At 70.7% G+C, this 17195-nt stretch carries 18 protein-coding genes, 1 tRNA gene and 1 pseudogene; 9 read left to right on the top strand and 11 right to left on the bottom strand.

The window, feature by feature from the left end; all coding sequences use genetic code 11:
• Positions 1–742: 742 nt before the first annotated feature.
• Positions 743–2302 carry a tyrosine-type recombinase/integrase gene (locus tag ACFWY5_RS38060; protein WP_379614734.1) on the top strand — a complete coding sequence of 520 codons (1560 nt, stop codon included), beginning with the start codon at positions 743–745 and terminating at the stop codon, positions 2300–2302.
• Between the two features lie 229 nt (positions 2303–2531).
• On the opposite strand, the gene ACFWY5_RS38065 is transcribed toward ACFWY5_RS38060, so the two are convergent.
• Both ACFWY5_RS38065 and ACFWY5_RS38070 read right to left on the bottom strand, forming a co-directional pair.
• Positions 2532–2605, bottom strand: a tRNA-Arg gene (locus tag ACFWY5_RS38065).
• Positions 2606–2659: 54 nt separating this feature from the next.
• The gene (locus tag ACFWY5_RS38070; protein WP_379637659.1) at positions 2660–3394 is read right to left on the bottom strand and encodes a ZIP family metal transporter; all 735 of its coding nucleotides are present in this window, start codon (positions 3392–3394) and stop codon (positions 2660–2662) included.
• A gap of 92 nt (positions 3395–3486) precedes the next feature.
• Between ACFWY5_RS38070 and ACFWY5_RS38075 the strand changes: the two genes are divergently transcribed.
• Positions 3487–4263 (top strand): phosphotransferase, encoded by a 777-nt coding sequence (locus ACFWY5_RS38075; RefSeq protein WP_379614738.1) that lies wholly within the window; start codon positions 3487–3489, stop codon positions 4261–4263.
• Entirely contained in the window at positions 4247–5218 is a 972-nt protein-coding gene (locus tag ACFWY5_RS38080) for a cobalamin biosynthesis protein (RefSeq protein ID WP_379614740.1), read from the top strand. Before ACFWY5_RS38075 ends, ACFWY5_RS38080 begins: the two co-directional genes overlap by 17 nt.
• On the opposite strand, the gene ACFWY5_RS38085 is transcribed toward ACFWY5_RS38080, so the two are convergent.
• Positions 5148–6458, bottom strand: coding sequence for an MFS transporter (locus ACFWY5_RS38085; RefSeq protein WP_379637660.1), 1311 nt, complete (start codon positions 6456–6458; stop codon positions 5148–5150). The two genes, ACFWY5_RS38080 and ACFWY5_RS38085, sit on opposite strands and share 71 nt — an antisense overlap.
• A 120-nt stretch (positions 6459–6578) precedes the next feature.
• Here ACFWY5_RS38085 and ACFWY5_RS38090 point away from each other — a divergent pair, with 120 nt between their 5' ends.
• Complete coding sequence (locus ACFWY5_RS38090) at positions 6579–8084, top strand: cobyric acid synthase (protein WP_379637661.1); 1506 nt, start codon at positions 6579–6581, stop codon at positions 8082–8084.
• Here the strand turns inward: ACFWY5_RS38090 and ACFWY5_RS38095 are convergent.
• On the bottom strand, positions 8005–8610 hold the full coding sequence (locus tag ACFWY5_RS38095; protein WP_379637662.1) for an exonuclease domain-containing protein: 606 nt from the start codon (positions 8608–8610) through the stop codon (positions 8005–8007). The two genes, ACFWY5_RS38090 and ACFWY5_RS38095, sit on opposite strands and share 80 nt — an antisense overlap.
• A gap of 23 nt (positions 8611–8633) precedes the next feature.
• Positions 8634–9518, bottom strand: coding sequence for a DNA-3-methyladenine glycosylase family protein (locus ACFWY5_RS38100; protein ID WP_379637663.1), 885 nt, complete (start codon positions 9516–9518; stop codon positions 8634–8636).
• Between the two features lie 61 nt (positions 9519–9579).
• Between ACFWY5_RS38100 and ACFWY5_RS38105 the strand changes: the two genes are divergently transcribed.
• Positions 9580–9894, top strand: a complete 315-nt coding sequence (locus ACFWY5_RS38105) for a chorismate mutase (protein ID WP_184959739.1) — start codon at positions 9580–9582, stop codon at positions 9892–9894.
• Here ACFWY5_RS38105 and ACFWY5_RS38110 read toward each other — a convergent pair.
• Positions 9891–10910, bottom strand: coding sequence for a 1-acyl-sn-glycerol-3-phosphate acyltransferase (locus tag ACFWY5_RS38110; RefSeq protein ID WP_379614749.1), 1020 nt, complete (start codon positions 10908–10910; stop codon positions 9891–9893). The two genes, ACFWY5_RS38105 and ACFWY5_RS38110, sit on opposite strands and share 4 nt — an antisense overlap.
• A gap of 4 nt (positions 10911–10914) precedes the next feature.
• Positions 10915–11727: a patatin-like phospholipase family protein gene (locus tag ACFWY5_RS38115; RefSeq protein ID WP_379637664.1), complete on the bottom strand. Its 813-nt coding sequence runs from the start codon at positions 11725–11727 to the stop codon at positions 10915–10917.
• A gap of 99 nt (positions 11728–11826) precedes the next feature.
• Here ACFWY5_RS38115 and ACFWY5_RS38120 point away from each other — a divergent pair, with 99 nt between their 5' ends.
• Both ACFWY5_RS38120 and ACFWY5_RS38125 read left to right on the top strand, forming a co-directional pair.
• Positions 11827–12711 carry an ABC transporter ATP-binding protein gene (locus tag ACFWY5_RS38120; RefSeq protein ID WP_379614753.1) on the top strand — a complete coding sequence of 295 codons (885 nt, stop codon included), beginning with the start codon at positions 11827–11829 and terminating at the stop codon, positions 12709–12711.
• Complete coding sequence (locus ACFWY5_RS38125) at positions 12708–13499, top strand: ABC transporter permease subunit (protein WP_379637665.1); 792 nt, start codon at positions 12708–12710, stop codon at positions 13497–13499. Before ACFWY5_RS38120 ends, ACFWY5_RS38125 begins: the two co-directional genes overlap by 4 nt.
• Here ACFWY5_RS38125 and ACFWY5_RS38130 read toward each other — a convergent pair.
• On the bottom strand, positions 13456–13935 hold the full coding sequence (locus ACFWY5_RS38130) for a hypothetical protein (RefSeq protein ID WP_379637734.1): 480 nt from the start codon (positions 13933–13935) through the stop codon (positions 13456–13458). The genes ACFWY5_RS38125 and ACFWY5_RS38130 overlap by 44 nt on opposite strands.
• On the opposite strand from ACFWY5_RS38130, the pseudogene ACFWY5_RS38135 reads away from it, so the two are divergent.
• Positions 13858–14069, top strand: a pseudogene (locus ACFWY5_RS38135) (PucR family transcriptional regulator); the annotation flags it as partial. The gene ACFWY5_RS38130 and the pseudogene ACFWY5_RS38135 sit on opposite strands and share 78 nt — an antisense overlap.
• Positions 14070–14306: 237 nt before the next feature.
• The gene (locus tag ACFWY5_RS38140) at positions 14307–14483 is read left to right on the top strand and encodes a helix-turn-helix domain-containing protein (RefSeq protein WP_379637732.1); all 177 of its coding nucleotides are present in this window, start codon (positions 14307–14309) and stop codon (positions 14481–14483) included.
• On the opposite strand, the gene ACFWY5_RS38145 is transcribed toward ACFWY5_RS38140, so the two are convergent.
• The 3 genes from ACFWY5_RS38145 to ACFWY5_RS38155 are packed head-to-tail and all read right to left on the bottom strand — an operon-like array spanning position 14428 to position 17194.
• Entirely contained in the window at positions 14428–15435 is a 1008-nt protein-coding gene (locus tag ACFWY5_RS38145; RefSeq protein ID WP_379637666.1) for an ABC transporter ATP-binding protein, read from the bottom strand. The genes ACFWY5_RS38140 and ACFWY5_RS38145 overlap by 56 nt on opposite strands.
• The gene (locus tag ACFWY5_RS38150) at positions 15432–16376 is read right to left on the bottom strand and encodes an ABC transporter ATP-binding protein (protein WP_379614761.1); all 945 of its coding nucleotides are present in this window, start codon (positions 16374–16376) and stop codon (positions 15432–15434) included. The genes ACFWY5_RS38145 and ACFWY5_RS38150 overlap by 4 nt, the downstream gene beginning before the upstream one ends.
• On the bottom strand, positions 16373–17194 hold the full coding sequence (locus ACFWY5_RS38155; RefSeq protein ID WP_379614763.1) for an ABC transporter permease: 822 nt from the start codon (positions 17192–17194) through the stop codon (positions 16373–16375). Before ACFWY5_RS38155 ends, ACFWY5_RS38150 begins: the two co-directional genes overlap by 4 nt.
• Position 17195 lies beyond the last annotated feature (1 nt).

Raw genomic sequence — 17195 nt, forward strand, 5'->3', positions numbered from 1 at the left:
AGCCGGGACTATGTCGCCCGGCTACCGGAACCGCGTCCTGGAACTGTCACACAGGAACCGGAACCAATGTGTCCACCATCTACCGGAACTGCACAAACGCCGGACCGGTGCCGAAGAGCAACCGCCGGACAACCAACGGCCGATCTCGGCCCTCGCAGGAGGCCACGAGAATCGAAAAACCCCAAGTCAGACGCGGTCTTTGGTGGTAGGGCGCCCGGGGCTCGAACCCAGAACCTACGGTTTAAAGTCCACAGCTGCGTTGCCCCGTGTGTGCGCCTAATCGCCCGTCCTCGTGACGGTCTCGCCATCGCCATCTCTGTCAGGTTCTGCCGCAGGCTATTGCTTTGTGTCGCCTCGCCCGGATGCCCGCCGGGTCCTTCTATATGGGCCGGAGGTGGCGGAATTTGCTGATCCTTGCCCGAGAGGGCTGTCCGATTTCTGGTCTGGTGGCAGGTATTTAGATTAGTGACGGGAGATTTTCCGTTGATCGTCGGGGCCGGCAAGGGTGTGTCAATTTCGGGTGGGGGGGTGGTGGTCGTTGGATTCCGGAACGGGGGTCGGATTGGGCTTGACCGATGCCGTGCAGGTGGGCGTCGATACATCCCCGCCCGACATGGCCATGCCGTATTCCCGGTGTTGGTCGCGGGGCGTGCTCGCCTGACCGGCATCCGGAGTGTGACTGCGCGCTGCCGGGCTCGCGGGCGGGAGAAGACATCGCATCGCAGGATGAGGGGAGAAAGTGATGGCTGACGGCACCACGTACAAGCGGTGCTCCTGCACGGGAGCCGACGGCAAGGCGCTGGGACAGAAATGCCCCAAGCTACGGCGTCCCGGTGGGGGCTGGAGTAACCGGCACGGCATCTGGAGTTACCAGATCGAGCTTCCGGCCACGGTGGAGGGGAAGCGCCGGGGTCCGCTGCGTCGTAGCGGCTTCGCCTCGCAGGACGCCGCTGGCGACCAGTTGGGGAAGGTGCGCGAGTTGCTGGCGCTGGCCGATCCGGGCGAGGTTGTGACCCGTAATCAGATCGCTGATCTGATCAAGAGGACGCTGGCCGAGACCGAAGCTCTGCCCAGCGTCGAGGTGGTGCGCCGCAAGGTGCGCACCCGCCAGGACCTGACCCAGGAGGTGACGGTCGAGCAGTGGCTGGAGGAGTTCCTCAAGCGCAAGCGGAAGATCGAAGAAACGACCCGGCGCTCCTACGAGGGCCACATCCGGCTGTATCTGACCCCCTACCTGGGTCATATCCGGCTGGATCAGCTCAGGGTCGGGGACGTGGCGGGGATGTTCGAGCAGATCGAGGAGTTCAACGACGTCATCGCCGAGCGCCGCGCCAGCGCTGACCGTGAGGTGCGGGCCAGCGTCAAGTATCGGCGGGCGGTCAGCATGGCCACCATGCACAGCATCCGGGCGACACTCCGGCATGCGCTGAACGTGGCCATCCGCCAGGACCGGCTGATCGACTTCAACCCCGCGGCGGTGCTGGAGATGCCGGCCAAGACCCGGCCCAGGCCACTGGTGTGGACCCGGGAGCGGGTCGAGGAATGGCATCAGGACTTCCGCGCCTACCGCAGCGCGGAGAAAGCGCGCCGGGGAGGGCGGCGAGTGGATCCGATCGACGCCTACATCCGGGTGCCGCGCCCATCGGCGGTGATGGTATGGACACCGGAGCAGACCCGGCTGTTTCTGGAAGAGGCCGGTCGGCATCCGTTGTTCGCCTTGTATCGGCTGATCACGCTTCGCGGGCTGCGGCGGGGCGAGGCATGCGGGCTGCGCTGGAAAGACATCGACCTGGATACCGGAGCCGCGAGCATCTCCTGGCAGCTGGTGCAGCTGGCCGGGCGCATCCACGAGGGCAAGCCCAAGACCGACGCCTCCATGCGCACCATCGCCCTGGACGCCGAAACGATCACGATCCTGCGCGCGCACCAGCGGCGTCAACGCGAACAACAACTCGCAGCAGGGGAGACATGGAGGGGGACCGGGTTCGTGTTCACCCAGTCCGATGGGGATCGGCTGCATCCGCAGCATGTGTCCGACCAGTTCCTGTGGCTGGCCTACCTGGCGGGACTACCACCGATCCGGCTCCATGACCTCCGGCATGGGGCTGCGTCGTTGATGCTGGCCGCGGGTGTGGAGATCAAGGTGGTCCAGGAAACTTTGGGGCATACCTCCAGCGCGTTCACCGCCGACACCTACACCTCGGTCTTTCCCCAGGTAGCGATGGCGGCGGCGGAGAAGACCGCAGCGCTGTTGCTGGGCGACGACGAGGAGTACGGCACACTGCGGCATCTGCGCGCATAGCCAAGAGTGCCTGACAGGGTCACAGGACGGCTTCGTCCCGCCGGAAACGCGGCGGACGGGGCCGTCCGCCGTATCGCGGGAACCGGTGAGTGCGGTGTCGGACGGCATGGTGATCATGGTGTGTACGGGGTTGGTACGGGCGAGCACGGTTGGAGCACGGAACGGCTAGAACTATGTTCCGCCCAGACGGCCAAGCGCATGTTTCAGCAGGTCAACGGCATGATCTAAGCGCGCCCTGCAGGATTCGAACCTGCGACCGTCGGATTAGAAGTCCGATGCTCTATCCAGCTGAGCTAAGGGCGCTCCCGCCTTATTGTGCATGATCCGGCGAGTTGTCACGCACTCGATTTGACCGTGTCACTCGGTCAGTCCGATCACCGCCCACATGAACAGCGTGCCCGCCAGCGTAGCCGTCAGGGTCAGGCCGGTGGATCGGCGGGGGGTGTGGGCTTCGGGGAGGATGTGGGAGGTGGCCAGGTACAGGAGGAAGCCGGCGAACAGACCCAGGTACGCGCCCAGCAGGCATTGGGGGATGGTGAGGAGGGTGGTCAGGGTGGCGCCGGCTATGGGGGCTATGGCATCCAGGGTGAGGAGGATGATGGCGCGGCGGCGGGCGTTGCCGTACAGGGTGGTGAGTGTGTAGGTGTTGAAGCCGTCGGTGAAGTCGTGTGCGATGACGCCTATGGCGACCGCCACGGCGAGGGCGGTGTCGGTTTGGAAGGCGGCGCCTATCGCGGCGCCGTCCAGGAAGCTGTGGATGACCAAGGCGCTGCCTGCTGCCAGGCCCATGCCGGCGTGGGCATGGCGGTGGGCGGCGTAGTCGCCTTCGTGCGTGTCGTGCATGGCCACGGCGCGTTCCACGATGTGGACGGCCAGGAAGCCGGCGGCGAAGGTGAGCATGGGCAGGGGGACGCCGTGCAGGGTCATGGTGTCCAGGGCGAGGGCCTCTGGTAGGAGGTCGAAGGCGACGACGCCGAGCATGACGCCGGCGGCGGCGCCCAGGACGAGGTTGCGGCGTTCGCGGACGCGGTGTGCGACCAGGCCGCCCAGGAGCGTCATCAGGAACGCCACTACGGACAGCAGGATCGGCATAAGGGCCACGCTATGGGCAGGCGGCGCCGGGGCGGTGGTCCGACACAAAAAGCCAGGCGGGATCGGTCTAAAGGGGTCTAAGATGCCGTTGCATGGTCGCGACGCTCCTGCATGAGACACCGCTGCGGGGCGGGGACGTGACGGACGGGGTGGTTCGGGTCGGGGATACGGTCCGCCGTCCGAAAAGCTCGTCCACGCCCGCCGTGCACGCCCTTTTGCGGCACCTTGAGGCCTCGGGGTTCGCCGGGGCGCCTCGGGTGGTGGGGTTCGATGAGTTCGATCGCGAGGTCATCACCTTCATTCCGGGTAGTTGCGGGCTTACCGTGCACAACGTGGCCGAGGATGGGTTGCGGAGTCTCGCGGAGCTGTTGCGGGGGTTTCATGACGCCACCGAAGGGTTCTCCGCCCAGGGGTGGGTCGAGGGGTCCAATGATGACAGGGCGCCGGAAGTCATCGGACACTGTGACTTACGGCCGGAGAACACGATTTTTCATCGTGGCAGCGCCGTCGCGCTGATCGACTTCGACCAGGCCAGGCCCACGACGCGCCTGTTCGACGTGGTCACCACGCTGCGCCACTGGGCGCCCATCGCCGATCCGCTCGACCGCCATCCGCTCCTGCGGGGCGTGGACGTGGGTGCTCGGCTGCGTCTTTTCTGCGACGCGTACGGCCTGCCGCCCCGAGACCGGCGCCGCCTGCTCGACCTGGCCAGGCTCCGCTTCCACCGCAGCTACGACGTGATGCGGAAGCGGGCGGACCAGGGCGGCGCCTGGGCGGCGATGTGGGCCGGCGGCGCCGGTGAGCGCATCCGCCGGGCGGCCGCCTGGCTCGATGTGCACGAAGATGAACTTCATGCACATCTGGTCTAGGTCCGCCGGTATCGCGCTCGGTGTCGCGCTTGACGCCGTGTTCGCGGATCCGCGCCGCGGACATCCCGTCGCGTTGTTCGGCCGGGCGGCCGCCGCTCTGGAGAAGCGCCTGTACGGCGACGCCCGCCCGAACGGCGTCGCCCACGTCGCCCTGTGCGTGGGCGCGGCGGCAGGCGTCGGCATCCTGGCCGAACGCGTACGCCACCCGCTGGCTCGCACCGCGCTCACCGCGGCGGCGACCTGGGCGGTGCTCGGCGGTACGACGCTGGCCCGCGAAGGCGCCCACATGGCCGGCGCCCTGGAGGACAAGGACGTCGAGCGGGCCAGGCGCCGCCTGCCGCACCTGTGCGGGCGCGACCCGTCGGAGCTGGAGGAGCCGGAGCTGGCCAGGGCGACGGTGGAGTCGCTGGCCGAGAACACCTCGGACGCCGTGGTGGCGCCGTTGTTCTGGGGTGCGGTGGCGGGGATTCCCGGATTGCTGGCCTATCGGGCGATCAACACCTTGGATGCGATGATCGGGCATCGTTCGCCCAGGTACGAGCGGTTCGGCTGGGCGGCGGCGCGGCTGGATGACGTGGCCAACTACGTTCCGGCGCGGGTGACCGGGCTGATCACCGTGGCGGTGGGGCCGGATCGGGCGGGGGCGCTGGCCGTACTGAAGAAGGATGGGCATCGGCACCCGAGCCCGAACGCGGGACGGTGCGAGGCGGCCTTCGCCGGCGCGCTCGGGGTGACGCTCGGCGGCACCAACGTGTACGGCGGGCGGACGGAACACCGTCCGACCATGGGCGACGGCCGCGCGCCCGAGGTCGGGGACATCGGGCGCGCGGTCCGGCTGACCAGGGCGGTGAGCTTCACGGCCGCCGGGCTGGCGGTGCTGGCGGCTATGCGTCCCTGGCCTCGTCGAGGACCTTCTTGGCGTCCCGCTCGAAGGACGCCCGCGCGCCCAGCGTGATCAGCCCGCCGAGGACCATGGGCACGATCAGCACGTACATGCCGCCGACCAGGGAGCCGAGCCGGTCGGAGAAGATGCCCACGATCAGCGAGCCGAACGCGCCGCCCGCGGTCGTGAACACCTGAAGGACGGCGAAGCCGAGCCCGCGCGAGCCCGCTCCGACCACGTCGGCCAGGCAGGCGGTCATGTTCGGGATGGCGATCGACATGAGCGAGCAGGACAGCAGGGTGAGCGCGGCCATGGCGAGCAGGGAGTTCATGGAGAGGGCGGCGGCGAGCACCGCGGCGCCGATCGTGATCCCGCCGCCGCCGGCCAGCAGCCGCCCGCCCTTGACGGTGCCGTGCCACTTGCGCCCGAGCCACGCGCCGACCAGGGTGCCGACGAGCGTGCCGGCGACCGTGATCAGGCCGCTGTAGGAGCCGGCGGTGGCCGGGGTGGCGCCGAACGCGCGCACCATCAGCGTGGGCAGCCAGAAGAAGATCCCGGCCAGGCCGAGCGTGAGCAGGGCCAGGCCGACGCAGACGAACATCAGCGTCGGATTGCGCAGCACGAGACGGAACTGCGGCCAGAACGGCTGCTTTGGCGCCTTAGCCGAAGAAGCCGGAGAAGCCGGAGAAGCCGGAGAAGCCGGGGTGGTTCCGCCCGCGACCAGCCGGTCCAGTTCGCCGCGTTTGGGCTCACGCAGCATCCAGCACAGGATCGCGGTGAGCACGCCCGGGATGACCATGACGAGGAAGGCGTTGCGCCAGCCCATGGCCTGGCCGAGGACGCCGCCGAGCAGGGTTCCGATGCCGCCGAGGTAGGTGGTGACGCGCGTGAGCCCGTACGCCTTGGCGCGGGAGAGCGGCGGATACCAGTCGGCGAGCAGGCTGCCGGCGGCGGGGTTGTCGATGTTCTCCGCGGCGGCCAGGAAGACGCGCATCAGGTAGAACATGGCGAATCCGGTCGCGAGGCCGGAGCCGAGGGTGGCGATCGCCCAGCAGAAGACGACGATGGCGAGGATGCGGGTGCGGTTGTAGCGGTCGGCGAAGTACCCGGCGGGCAGGGCCACCACCGCGGCGGCGAGGGCGGCGGCCGTGGGGATGGATCCGGCGGCGGTGTCGGAGAAGCCCCATTCCGCCTGGACCAGAGGGAGGACGCCCGACAGCAGGTTGTACTCGATGCGGTCGACCAGGCCGACGATGAACAGGACGACGAGCGGCGTCCAGCCGTACGGCGCGCGGTCCTGTGCGTTGATCACACCGGTTCGTGGTGATCCGAACGTCCCGACCATGCGGCACCTCTCTTAGAGCGACGTTCTAGGAGATTGTTCTAGAAGGGCAGTGCGCTGTAAATGGGGCACGTGTGAAAAAATGCCGCGGTGAAGGGTGCGTTGCTGGTGGCGGGGACGACGTCGGACGCGGGCAAGAGCGTGGTGACCGCCGGCATCTGCCGGTGGCTGGTCCGCCAGGGTGTGAAGGTGGCGCCGTTCAAGGCGCAGAACATGTCCCTGAACTCCTTCGTCACCGCCGGGGGCGCCGAGATCGGGCGGGCGCAGGAGGTGCAGGCGAGGGCGGCGCGGCTGGAGCCCGTCGCGGACATGAACCCCATCCTGCTCAAGCCGGGCAGCGACCGGCGCAGCCAGGTGGTCCTCATGGGCCGGCCCCTGACGGACGTGGACGCGCTGGAGTACGGGGCGCTCAAGGACATGCTGCGGGAGAAGGCCCTGGAGTCGCTGGAACGGCTGCGCGCCGCCCACGACGTGGTGATCTGCGAAGGGGCGGGCAGCCCTGCCGAGATCAACCTGCGGGCCGGTGACATCGCGAACATGGGCCTGGCCAGGGCGGCGGGGCTGCCGGTCGTGGTGGTGGGCGACATCGACCGGGGCGGGGTGTTCGCCGCCTTCTACGGGACGGTGGCGCTGCTGGACGCCGCCGACCAAGCCCATATTTCCGGATTTATCGTCAATAAGTTCCGCGGAGCGGTCGAACTCCTGCAACCCGGACTGGACACCCTCCACACGCTGACCGGGCGCCCCGTCTACGGCGTGCTGCCCTGGCTCGACGGGCTCTGGCTCGACGTCGAGGACTCCCTGGCCCTGGACAACCGCCGCGTCGTCACCCGCGGCCCGTACGGCAGGCAGACCCTGCGCGTGGCCGTGGTCCGGCTGCCCCGGATCTCCAACTTCACCGACCTGGACGCCCTGGCCGCCGAACCCGGCGTGGTCGTCCGCTTCGTCACCGACCCCGCCGAACTGGACGACGCCGACCTCGTGGTGCTGCCCGGCTCCCGCGCCACGGTCTCCGACCTCGCCTGGCTGCGGGAGAACGGGCTGGCGCGTGCCGTACAGGAGAGAAAGGGGCCGGTGCTGGGCATCTGCGGCGGCTTCCAGATGCTCGCCCGCGACATCCACGACGGCGTGGAGTCCGGCGCCGGCCACGTGAAGGGGCTCGGGCTACTTCCGGCGACCGTGACGTTCCGGGCGGAGAAGACGCTCGCCCGCCCCACCGGCGAGGCCTACGGCCAGCCCGTGCGCGCCTACGAGATCCACCACGGCGTGGCCGCCGTCGAGGGCGGCGAGCCGTTCCTGGACGGCTGCCGCGTCGGCGACGTCTGGGGCACCACCTGGCACGGCGCCCTGGAGAACGACGGCTTCCGCCGCGCCTTCCTCGCGGACGTGGCCGCGCGCGCCGGGCGGGCCTTCGCCCCGGACCCCGGCGTCAGCTTCGCCGCGCTGCGCGAGGAGCGCCTGGACGCGCTGGGCGACCTGGTCGAACAACATCTGGACGTCGGCGCGATGATGCGCCTCATCGAGCACGGTCCGATCGACGCTCCGCTTCTGCCTCCGGGAGGTGCCAGGCGTCCCGCGACGCCAGGTGGAGGATGAGGGCGGCGATGTTCCAGGCGTCGTCCTCGCCCCGGTGGTGCCGGCCTTCGAGCGGGAGCCCCGCGATGGTCAGCGCCTGGGCCATGCCGGGGCGTTTGCGCAGCCCGTGGGCGGCGGTGAAGGGCAGCTTGGCGTTGGTGTGGTTGCGGGAGAAGGGGTAGCGGGCGCCGGTGGCGGCGCACTGACGGGTGAACTGCTTGCGGTCGTAGTCGCCCCAGCTCGCCCAGGGACGCGAGCCCGCCCGGTGGTCGGCGGCCAGGACACGGCAGGCCTCGGCGAACGGCACGCCCCGCCCGACCTCGTCCTCGGTCAGGCCGGTCAGTTCCGTGCAGAACGGGCTGACGGTGGAGCGGGCGGGCTTCACCACGATGCCGTGCCTGCTCACGCGCTCGCCGGCCGCCAGGTCCACGACGGTCAGGCCGATCTCGATGATCTCGCTGACCATGCCCGGCGGCGGGGAGCCGGGCCAGCAGGTGGCCTCGACGTCCACGACGTTAAGGAGCAGGACGTTCAGGAAACGGTCCATGGCAGGCCAGCGTACGAGCCCTCCTACGGCTGGCGCACCTGATATCCGGTGGCGCGGAAGTGGAAGGAGGCCCACGAACGGTAGGGGCGCCACGAGTCGGCGATCTTCCGGTAGGCGGCGGGCGGGGCGTCCTCCGGCAGGCCGTACGCCTCGCGCAGGATCGCGAACAACCGGGGCTCGTCACCGGGGAAGGCGTCCGGTGCGCCCGCGCCGCGGATCAGGATGAGCCCGGCGGTGAACGGCCCGACGCCGGGCAGCCCGCGCAGTTCCGCGAGCGCCTCGGACGGCGGCAGGCCGCGCAGGTGCTCGGTGGTGAGGACGCCGTCGAGCGCGGCCCTGGCCAGGTCGTGGATCCACTCCTCCTTGCGTGCGGGCAGGCCGAGCCCGCCCGCCTCCACCAGGGAGATCGGGGGAGGGAAGGCCACGAAGGGGTGGCCGTCGACGTCGAGCGTGGCGCCGTACCGTTCGGCGATGCGCTGTTTGACGCGCGCGGCGATGTGCATCGAGGAGCGCTGCACGATCACCGCCCAGCACGCCGCCTCCCAGGGGCTCCAGAAGCACACCGGCCGCAGTCCGGGGCGCAGGCGCAGGACGTCGCCGAGTACCGGGTCGGCGGCGGCCAGCGCGGCGAAGCCGGTGCCGTCGACGTCGAGGGAGAGGATGCGGGCGATCTCGGCGCGGATCGCCGGGCCGGCCGGGCGGCTGGTCCGCACGGAGACGCCGCCGGGCGCCGCGCGCACGCTCACGCCGATGGGCCGCCAGTCGGACTCCGCGTTGTAGGCGAAGCGCAGGGCCGTGCCGTCGCTGGGCGCGAGCGTGCTGGTGGCGGGCCAGTCCTCGACGAAGCGCAGGGACTCGGCGAAGTCGAAGGGACCCTCGGCGGCGAGGGTGAAGCCGTGCGTGCTCATACGGACATGGTAGTAAGCTCCCTGAATTGGGATTTCACCAGCAGGGAATGAGGAATTGTTGATGGACGGTGACCGGGAATTCGTGCAAAAGGAGCTGCAGCGGCTCCGTGACAGTATCGACAATCTCGACGCCGCCCTGGTGCACCTGCTCGCGGAGCGGTTCAAATGCACGCAGGAAGTCGGGAAACTGAAGGCGGAATACAGCCTGCCGCCCGCCGATCCCGAGCGCGAGAAGCGGCAGATTACCCGGCTGCGCAGCCTGGCGGAACAATCGAAACTCGACCCGGTATTCGCGGAGCGCTTTCTTAATTTCATCATCGCCGAAGTCGTGCGCCACCACGAGCTGATCGCGAACAACCGGGCCCGCAGGTCCTAGCCGGCCACCTTCTGGGCGGCGATCCAGTCGTCGATGCTCTCCCATTGGTCGTAGAGCCAGCGGATACGTTCCTCGCGTTCGCGCGGGATCTCCGCGGCCGGTACCCGCCACCACTGGGCGGTGATCTTCGCCTCCAGGGGGAGCCGGCGCCAGATGTCGCCGACGGTGACGAGGTCGTCGAGGCCGGTGTGGGCGACGAAGATGACGTCGGCCGACGGGCAGGCCTCGATGGCGGCGATCGCCCCGCCCGGCCGGGGCGGCAGCAGGTGGTCGAGGCCGCGCGCCCGCTCGGCCTCGGCCGCCAGGCCCTTCTCCTCCAGGCGGCGGATGGCCAGGCGCCGGCGGCGCGGGGTGAAGTTGCCGCCTTCGGGGAAGATGACCAGGGCGTCGTGGTCCTCCATCGTCGAGGACAGGCGGGTGATCTCGTCCAGGATGCCGCTCTCGGTCACCCGGCGTGGGACGAAGGCGTTGGGCAGGCGGTTGACGAGGACGTCCAGCGAGGGGTCGTACTGCAGGGCCGCCTTCATGACGATGCGCGGCTTGCGCCGGTACAGCGCCAGCAGGTGGTGGACCAGCAGGAAGCTGTCGCCGGGGCCCGCGTGGCGCGAGAGCACGATGACCGGGCGGGTCAGCCGGGCGGCCTGTTCCTGTTCGGTCAGCGGGGGTTCGGCGATGGTGACGGTCAGGCGGAAGACACGTTCGGCGGTGCCGTACACGCGGGCGAGGAACCATTTGATCAGCGCGTAGTGGCGCGTCTGGAACTCGTCCCTGCGCAGCCGCCCGCCGAAGCCCGCGGCGACCCACAGCGCGAAGCAGGCCAGCAGCGCGCCGCACTCCAGCACCAGCCACGCCGCCGCGAACCAGATGAGCCGCACCCCGCGCCGCTGCGGCGGCGGCAGGCGCAGCGAGGCCACCGCCACCACCACCAGCCAGAACGGCAGCGTGACGACCACCACGACGGTCAGCACGATGACCAGGGGTGCGAGGATGAGGCGCCGCAGAATGCGTGGGGGCACGTCCTCATCCTCCCCTTGAAGCCAAATATCGGGAAGAAGCCTTGTAAGCGCGCTCGACATAAGCAGAAATCAGCGAAGCGTCCCGATAGCGGAGCGGAGAGACCGGCTCCGGCGCGCCCGCCGGCAGCACGTGCACCTCCACGCCCGGCGGCAGGTTCGCCATCTCCTCGGCGAACCGGTGCCGGCGCGCGATCTCGAAGGCCACCATCCCCACCTCCCACGGCCGCGTCGGCGCGCTGAGCGGGCGCTCGATCCGTCCGACATGAAGCACGAAAACCCGGCTGGCCCCCAGATGTACGGCCCGCCCGACCGGAATGCTGTGCACGAGCCCCCCGTCGAAGAAGTGCTCACCGCCCACGTCCACCGGCGGCAGCAATCCGGGCACGGAGCACGAGGCGAGCACCGCGTCCACCAGCGGCCCGCCGGTGAACCAGTGCGCCGCCGCCCGCTCCACCGAGGCCGCCACGCACTGGAACGGCACCGCCAGCTCCTCGATCCGCTCCACCCCGAGCGTGGCCGCCAGCATCCGCCGCAGCGGCCCGGCCGGATGCAGGTGGGTGCCGGTCCTGGCCAGGGTGGACAGCCGCGAGACCCATGAGCCGGCGAAAGCCGTACGGACCACGTCGGACGACCACAGGGTGGTCAGCCGTTCGACCGCGCGGTCGGGGTCGGCGGCCAGCACCGCGCCGTTGATCGCGCCGATCGAGGTGCCGAGCACCACGTCGGCGCGCACGCCCGCCTCGTCGAGCGCCCTGAGCATGCCCACCTCGTGAGCGCCGAGCAGCCCGCCGCCGCCGAGCACGAATGCCGTCTCCACGAAGGCAACATTATTGCCGGAAGACGGAAACCAAGCAGACTCCGCGACTGCCGGACTCGTGTGATGACGACGGGCCGGTGGCGGAGGAGCATCCGGGACATGACAGCAGTCGTGGAGGCCGAAGGGCTGACGAAGTACTACCGGGCGCGCCGCGGCCTGGAGGACCTGACGCTGGAGATCCGTCCCGGCGAGGTCTTCGGCTACCTGGGCCCGAACGGAGCAGGGAAGACGACCACCCTCCGCCTGCTCCTCGACGTGATCCGGCCGACCAGGGGCACGGTCCGGGTCCTCGGGCACGGCACCCGCGAGCCCGCCGCCCGCGCCAGGATCGGGTACCTGCCCGGCGAACTGGTCCTGGAGGGCCGCGAGAAGGCCCGCGACTACCTGCGCTTCCTGGGCAGGGTCCGCGGCGGCGTACCGCCCAAGCGGATCGAGGAACTGGCCGAGCGGCTCGACGCGGACCTGTCGGTGCCGATGCGCAAGCTCTCCAAGGGCAACAAGCAGAAGGTCGGGCTCATCCAGGCGTTCATGCACGAACCGGAGTTCCTGATCCTGGACGAGCCGACCAGCGGCCTCGACCCGCTGCTGCAGCGGGAGTTCCTGTCGATGGTGCGCGAGGTGCGCGTGTCGGGGCGGACCGTGCTCATGTCCTCGCACGTGCTGGCCGAGGTGGAGCAGGTCTCCGACCGGGTCGGCATCGTACGGGAGGGCCGCCTGGTCGCGGTGGAAGACGTCTCGGCGCTGCGGGAGAAGGCGGTACGCCGGGTGGAGCTGCACTTCGACGCGCCGGTGCCGCCCGAGGCGTTCGCCGGCCTGCCGGGTGTGCGGGAGCTCAGCATCCGCGGCGCCGCGGTGGCCTGCACGATCGACGGCCGCCCCGACGCGCTGATCAAGGCCGCCGCGCGCTTCACCGTCGTGCACCTCGTCAGCTCGGAACCCGACCTCGAAGAGATCTTCCTGACCTACTACAGCGAGGCATCATGATCGCCAAGGCCCTGGGCGAGTACCGCAGGTCGCTCATCGGCTGGTCGGTGGGCATCAGCCTGTTCCTGACCATGTACGTCAGCGTCTACGCCGGCATGCGCGAGGACCCCGAGATCCTCAGCAGGCAGGCGCTGGCCAAGTCGCCCGGCGCGCTGCGCGACATCATGGGCGGCATGGAGGACATCGCCTCCGCCTCCGGCTACCTCCAGACCGTCGTCTACCAGTTGCTCGTCCCGATCATGTTCATCGTGTGCGCGATGGTCCTCGGCAACCGGGCCCTCGCCCAGCCCGAGGAGTCCGGCACGCTGGAGCTGACGATCACGCTGCCCGTCGACCGCAAACGGCTGCTGCTGGAGCGCTACGCCGCGATGATCGCGGCGCTCTTCGTGATCGCCGCGATCACCTTCGCGGTCCTGGTGGCCGTCGCCCAGTCGATCGACCTGGGCGTCGGCGTGGACCGCATCCTCGCCGCCCACACCGGAGTCTTCCTGCTCGCCGTGTTCTTCGGCACGGTCACGGTGACCGTGGGCGCGGTGACCGGCCGCAAGGCCCCGGCCATGGCCGCCGTCGGCGTCTGGGCGGTCGCCGGCTACATGGTCGTGACCGTCGGCAGGAACGTCGAGGCGATCTCCTGGCTCAAGTGGCTCTCGCCGTTCCACTACTACGCCGAGGGCCGGCCCGTCTACCAGGGGCTGCCCGCATGGGACTACGTTGTGCTGGCGGGGGCGGCGGTCGTGCTGGCGCTCACCGCGGTCCTCGCCTTCGACCGGCGCGACGTAGGAGTCTGACGGGCAGATGGACGAGCCGCTGCGGCGTCTCGTGGCCGAGCACGCCGCCGCGGGGCGGCTGCCGGGCCGCGCGGCCGTCGAGGAGTGCCGCGCGATAGGCGAGAGCGCCGCCGTGCGCGGCGTCCCGCTGCGCGTGCTGGTGGACGACGCACTGGCCGCTGCCGACGGTACGGCGCCGCCCGCGCTGCGCCGGCTGGTGGCCGCGCTGATGGAGGGCTACGAGGCGGCCCAGCACGCCGCGCTGCGCAGCGAGGAAACGGCCCGCAAGGAGTTCGTGGACGACCTGCTCCAGGGCCGCGCGGAGCGCCTGGCCGAGCGGGCCGAGCACTTCGGGCTGCGCCTGGCCGAGTCGTACGTGGTGGCCGTGGCCAGCGGCATGAAGGACGGCGACCAGGACCGGATCGAACGCGACCTGGTCGCCAGGTTCGGCTCGCACAACATCCTCGTGGCCGCGCGCGAGTCCCTGCTGGTGTGCGTGTCACCGGCGACGCTCCCGGCCGCGGTGGGGAGTTCACCCACCACGTGCGGGCCAGGTTCGCGCCCGGCTGGCGGGTCGCGGTCGGGCGGGCACAGCGCGGTCCCGGCGGCGTCGTCACCTCCTTCAGGGAGGCCGAGCGGGCGCTGGAGCTGGCGGGCCGCCTCGGCCTGGCCGCCCCGGTGGTCAAGGCCGCCGACCTGCTGGTCTTCCCGGTGCTCCTGCGCGACAGGGCCGCCATCGAGGACCTGGTCAACAGCGTCCTCAGCCCGCTGCTCGGCGCGCGCGGCGGCCACGAGCCGCTGCTGGAGACGCTGGCGGCCGTCTTCGCGGTGCACGGCAACCAGGCGGCGGCCGCGCGCCGGCTCGGCGTCAGCACCAGAACCGTCACCTACCGGCTGGAGCGCATCCGCCGCCTGACGGGCTTCTCGCCGGACGAGCCGACGCAGCGGTTCACGCTGGAGACGGCGGTGCTGGGGGCGCGGCTGCTCGACTGGCCGCCGGCGTGATCAGCTGGGGTCCCGATCCGTCCTCGCCGACCAGGTGGCAGGCCACCGACCCGCCCTCCACCCGCCGCAACACCGGCTCCTCGGTACGGCAGCGCGCCTCCGCCACCGGACACCGCGTATGGAACCTGCACCCGGAAGGCGGATCGGCGGGCGAGGGCAGTTCCCCGGAGAGCACCACCCGCGTCCTGGCCCGCTGCGCGTCGGGATCGGGCCAGGGCGAGGCCGACAGCAGCGCCTGCGTGTAAGGATGACGGGGCGTGGCGAGCACCCGGCCGCTCTCCACGATCCGGCCCAGGTACATGACGGCCACGGTGTCGGCCAGGTACTCCACGGCTGACAGGTCGTGGGTGATGAACAGGCAGCCGAAGCCCAGGTCGCGTTGCAGGTCGGCGAGCAGGTTGAGCACGGCGGCCTGCACGGAGACGTCCAGCGCGCTGGTGGGCTCGTCGGCGATGAGCAGGTCGGGCCCCGAGACCAGGGCGCGGGCGATGCCGACGCGCTGGCGCTGGCCGCCGGACAGCTCGTGCGGGAAGCGGGCGGCGATGCGGGCGGGCAGGCCGACCTTCTCCAGCATCTCGTGCGCGCGGGCCGACCGCTGCCGTCCCGGCACGCGCTCGCTGCCGACGCGCAGCGGCTCGGCGACGATGTCGCCCACCCGGAACCTGGGGTCGAGCGAGCCCGCCGGGTCCTGGAAGATGATCGACACCTTGTGGCGGTGGGGGCGCAGGCGCCGCCTGTTCAGGGTGGTCACGTCCACGCCGCCGAGCAGGATCCGGCCGGAGGTGGGCTGCAGGAGCCGTACGACGCAGCGGCCCACGGTGGACTTGCCCGAGCCGCTCTCGCCGACGAGCGCGACCACCTGGCCGCGGTCGACGCGCAGGTTCACCCCGTCGACCGCGCGTACCCGGCCGAAATGCAGCACCAGATCCTCTACTTCACACAACGCACTCATATTTCGGCCCTTATGCAGGCGACTTCGTGGCCTTCGCCGCCACGGAGCGGTGGGCGGCCCGCCAGGCAGCCGGGTACGGCCAGCGGGCACCGGTTGGCGAACGTGCACGCGTCGGGCGAATCCGCCAGCACGGGCACCATGCCGGGGATCTCGGTCAGCCGCCGGCCGGCTCCCGCGGGCACCGCGCCCAGCAGGCCCCTGGTGTACGGGTGCAGGGGACGGGTGAAGATGGCGCGGGCGGTGCCCGACTCGGCGACGCGGCCCGCGTACATGACCACGACGCGGTCGGCGGAGTCGGCCACCACGCCCAGGTCGTGGGTGATCAGCAGGACCGCCGTGCCGAGCCTGGAGCGCAGGTCGCGCAGCAGGTCGAGGATGGCCGCCTGGATCGTCACGTCGAGCGCCGTGGTCGGCTCGTCGGCCACGATCAGCTTGGGGCCGCAGGCGACCGCCATCGCGATCATCACGCGCTGGCGCATGCCGCCGGAGAGCTGGTGGGGGTAGTGGCCGAGGCGTTCGAGCGGACGCGGGATGCCGACCAGGTCGAGCAGTTCCGCGGCCCGGTAGGCGGCGGCCCGCCTGGAGAAGGAGGTGTGCGCGCGGACCGCCTCGACGATCTGCCTGCCGATGGTGAAGACCGGGTTGAGTGAGGTGGCGGGCTCCTGGAAGACGTAGGCGATGTCCTTGCCGCGCACCGAGCGCAGCAGGTGGGCGGGGGCGCCGACCAACTCCGTGCCCTCGAAGCGGACCGAGCCGGACACGGCCGCGGTCGGCGGCAGCAGGCCGGTCAGCGCCATCGCCATGACGCTCTTGCCGCAGCCCGACTCGCCCACCACCGCGAGCACCTCGCCGGGCCGCACGTCGAACGAGACGCCGTCCACGGCCCGCACCGGACCGTCCTCGGTGCGGAAGCCGACCGACAGATCGGACACCTCGATCATCGGCGGCTCTCCTTCGGGTCGAGGGCGTCGCGCAGCCCGTCGCCGACCAGGTTGAAGGCGAAGGCGACCAGCAGGATCGTGATGCCGGGCACGACCGCGGTCCAGGGCGCGGTCGAGCTGTAGGACTGGGCGTCGGAGAGCATCGTGCCGAGGCTCGGCACCGGCGGCTGCACGCCCAGGCCGAGGAAGGAGAGCACGGACTCACCGATGATCGCGATCGGGACGGCCACCGTGGCCTGCACGATGATCGCGGAGACGGCGTTCGGGAAGACGTGCCGGGTGACGATCCAGCCGTCGCGGGCGCCGGCCGCCACGGCGGCGTCCACGTAGTCGAGCGCCTTGATCCGCAGGGTCTCCGAGCGGGTGACCCTGATCATGCCGGGGATCTGGGTGATGCCGATGGCCAGGGCGGCGTTGGTGAGCGACGGCCCGCGGATCGCGGCGAAGCCGACGGCCAGGATGAGGAACGGGAAGGCCAGGACCAGGTCGGTCAGGCGGGAGACCAGGCCATCGAAGGTCCTGAAATATCCGGCTATGAGACCTAGGGGGACGCCGATGCCCACGGCCAGCAGCACGGACAACACCCCCACCTGCAAGGAGGCCCGCATGCCGTACATGATGCGGGAGAGGATGTCGCGGCCGAGGTCGTCGGTGCCGAGGACGTGTCCCGGCGAGCCGGGCGGGCGGAACAGGCCGCCGAAGTCGGCGCGGTCGAAGGCGTGCGGCGCGAGCCACGGCGCCAGCAGCGCCGCCCCCACGCCGATCACGAGGACGAGCAGCCCGCCGACGGTCAGGGGGTTGCGCAGGAGCCTGCGCACG

This window comes from Nonomuraea sp. NPDC059007, from assembly GCF_042740555.1.
GTDB lineage: Bacteria > Actinomycetota > Actinomycetes > Streptosporangiales > Streptosporangiaceae > Nonomuraea.

Excerpts from the sequence above, each read along its gene's own strand:
- ACFWY5_RS38120 (WP_379614753.1), top strand. The coding sequence starts at position 11,827 with ATGACAGCAGTCGTGGAGGCCGAAGGGCTGACGAAGTACTACCGGGCG.
- ACFWY5_RS38100 (WP_379637663.1), bottom strand. The coding sequence starts at position 9,518 with ATGAGCACGCACGGCTTCACCCTCGCCGCCGAGGGTCCCTTCGACTTC.
- ACFWY5_RS38095 (WP_379637662.1), bottom strand. The coding sequence starts at position 8,610 with ATGGACCGTTTCCTGAACGTCCTGCTCCTTAACGTCGTGGACGTCGAG.
- ACFWY5_RS38075 (WP_379614738.1), top strand. The coding sequence starts at position 3,487 with ATGGTCGCGACGCTCCTGCATGAGACACCGCTGCGGGGCGGGGACGTG.
- ACFWY5_RS38060 (WP_379614734.1), top strand. The coding sequence starts at position 743 with ATGGCTGACGGCACCACGTACAAGCGGTGCTCCTGCACGGGAGCCGAC.
- ACFWY5_RS38125 (WP_379637665.1), top strand. The coding sequence starts at position 12,708 with ATGATCGCCAAGGCCCTGGGCGAGTACCGCAGGTCGCTCATCGGCTGG.
- ACFWY5_RS38145 (WP_379637666.1), bottom strand. The coding sequence starts at position 15,435 with ATGAGTGCGTTGTGTGAAGTAGAGGATCTGGTGCTGCATTTCGGCCGG.
- ACFWY5_RS38080 (WP_379614740.1), top strand. The coding sequence starts at position 4,247 with ATGCACATCTGGTCTAGGTCCGCCGGTATCGCGCTCGGTGTCGCGCTT.
- ACFWY5_RS38105 (WP_184959739.1), top strand. The coding sequence starts at position 9,580 with ATGGACGGTGACCGGGAATTCGTGCAAAAGGAGCTGCAGCGGCTCCGT.
- ACFWY5_RS38150 (WP_379614761.1), bottom strand. The coding sequence starts at position 16,376 with ATGATCGAGGTGTCCGATCTGTCGGTCGGCTTCCGCACCGAGGACGGT.
- ACFWY5_RS38070 (WP_379637659.1), bottom strand. The coding sequence starts at position 3,394 with ATGCCGATCCTGCTGTCCGTAGTGGCGTTCCTGATGACGCTCCTGGGC.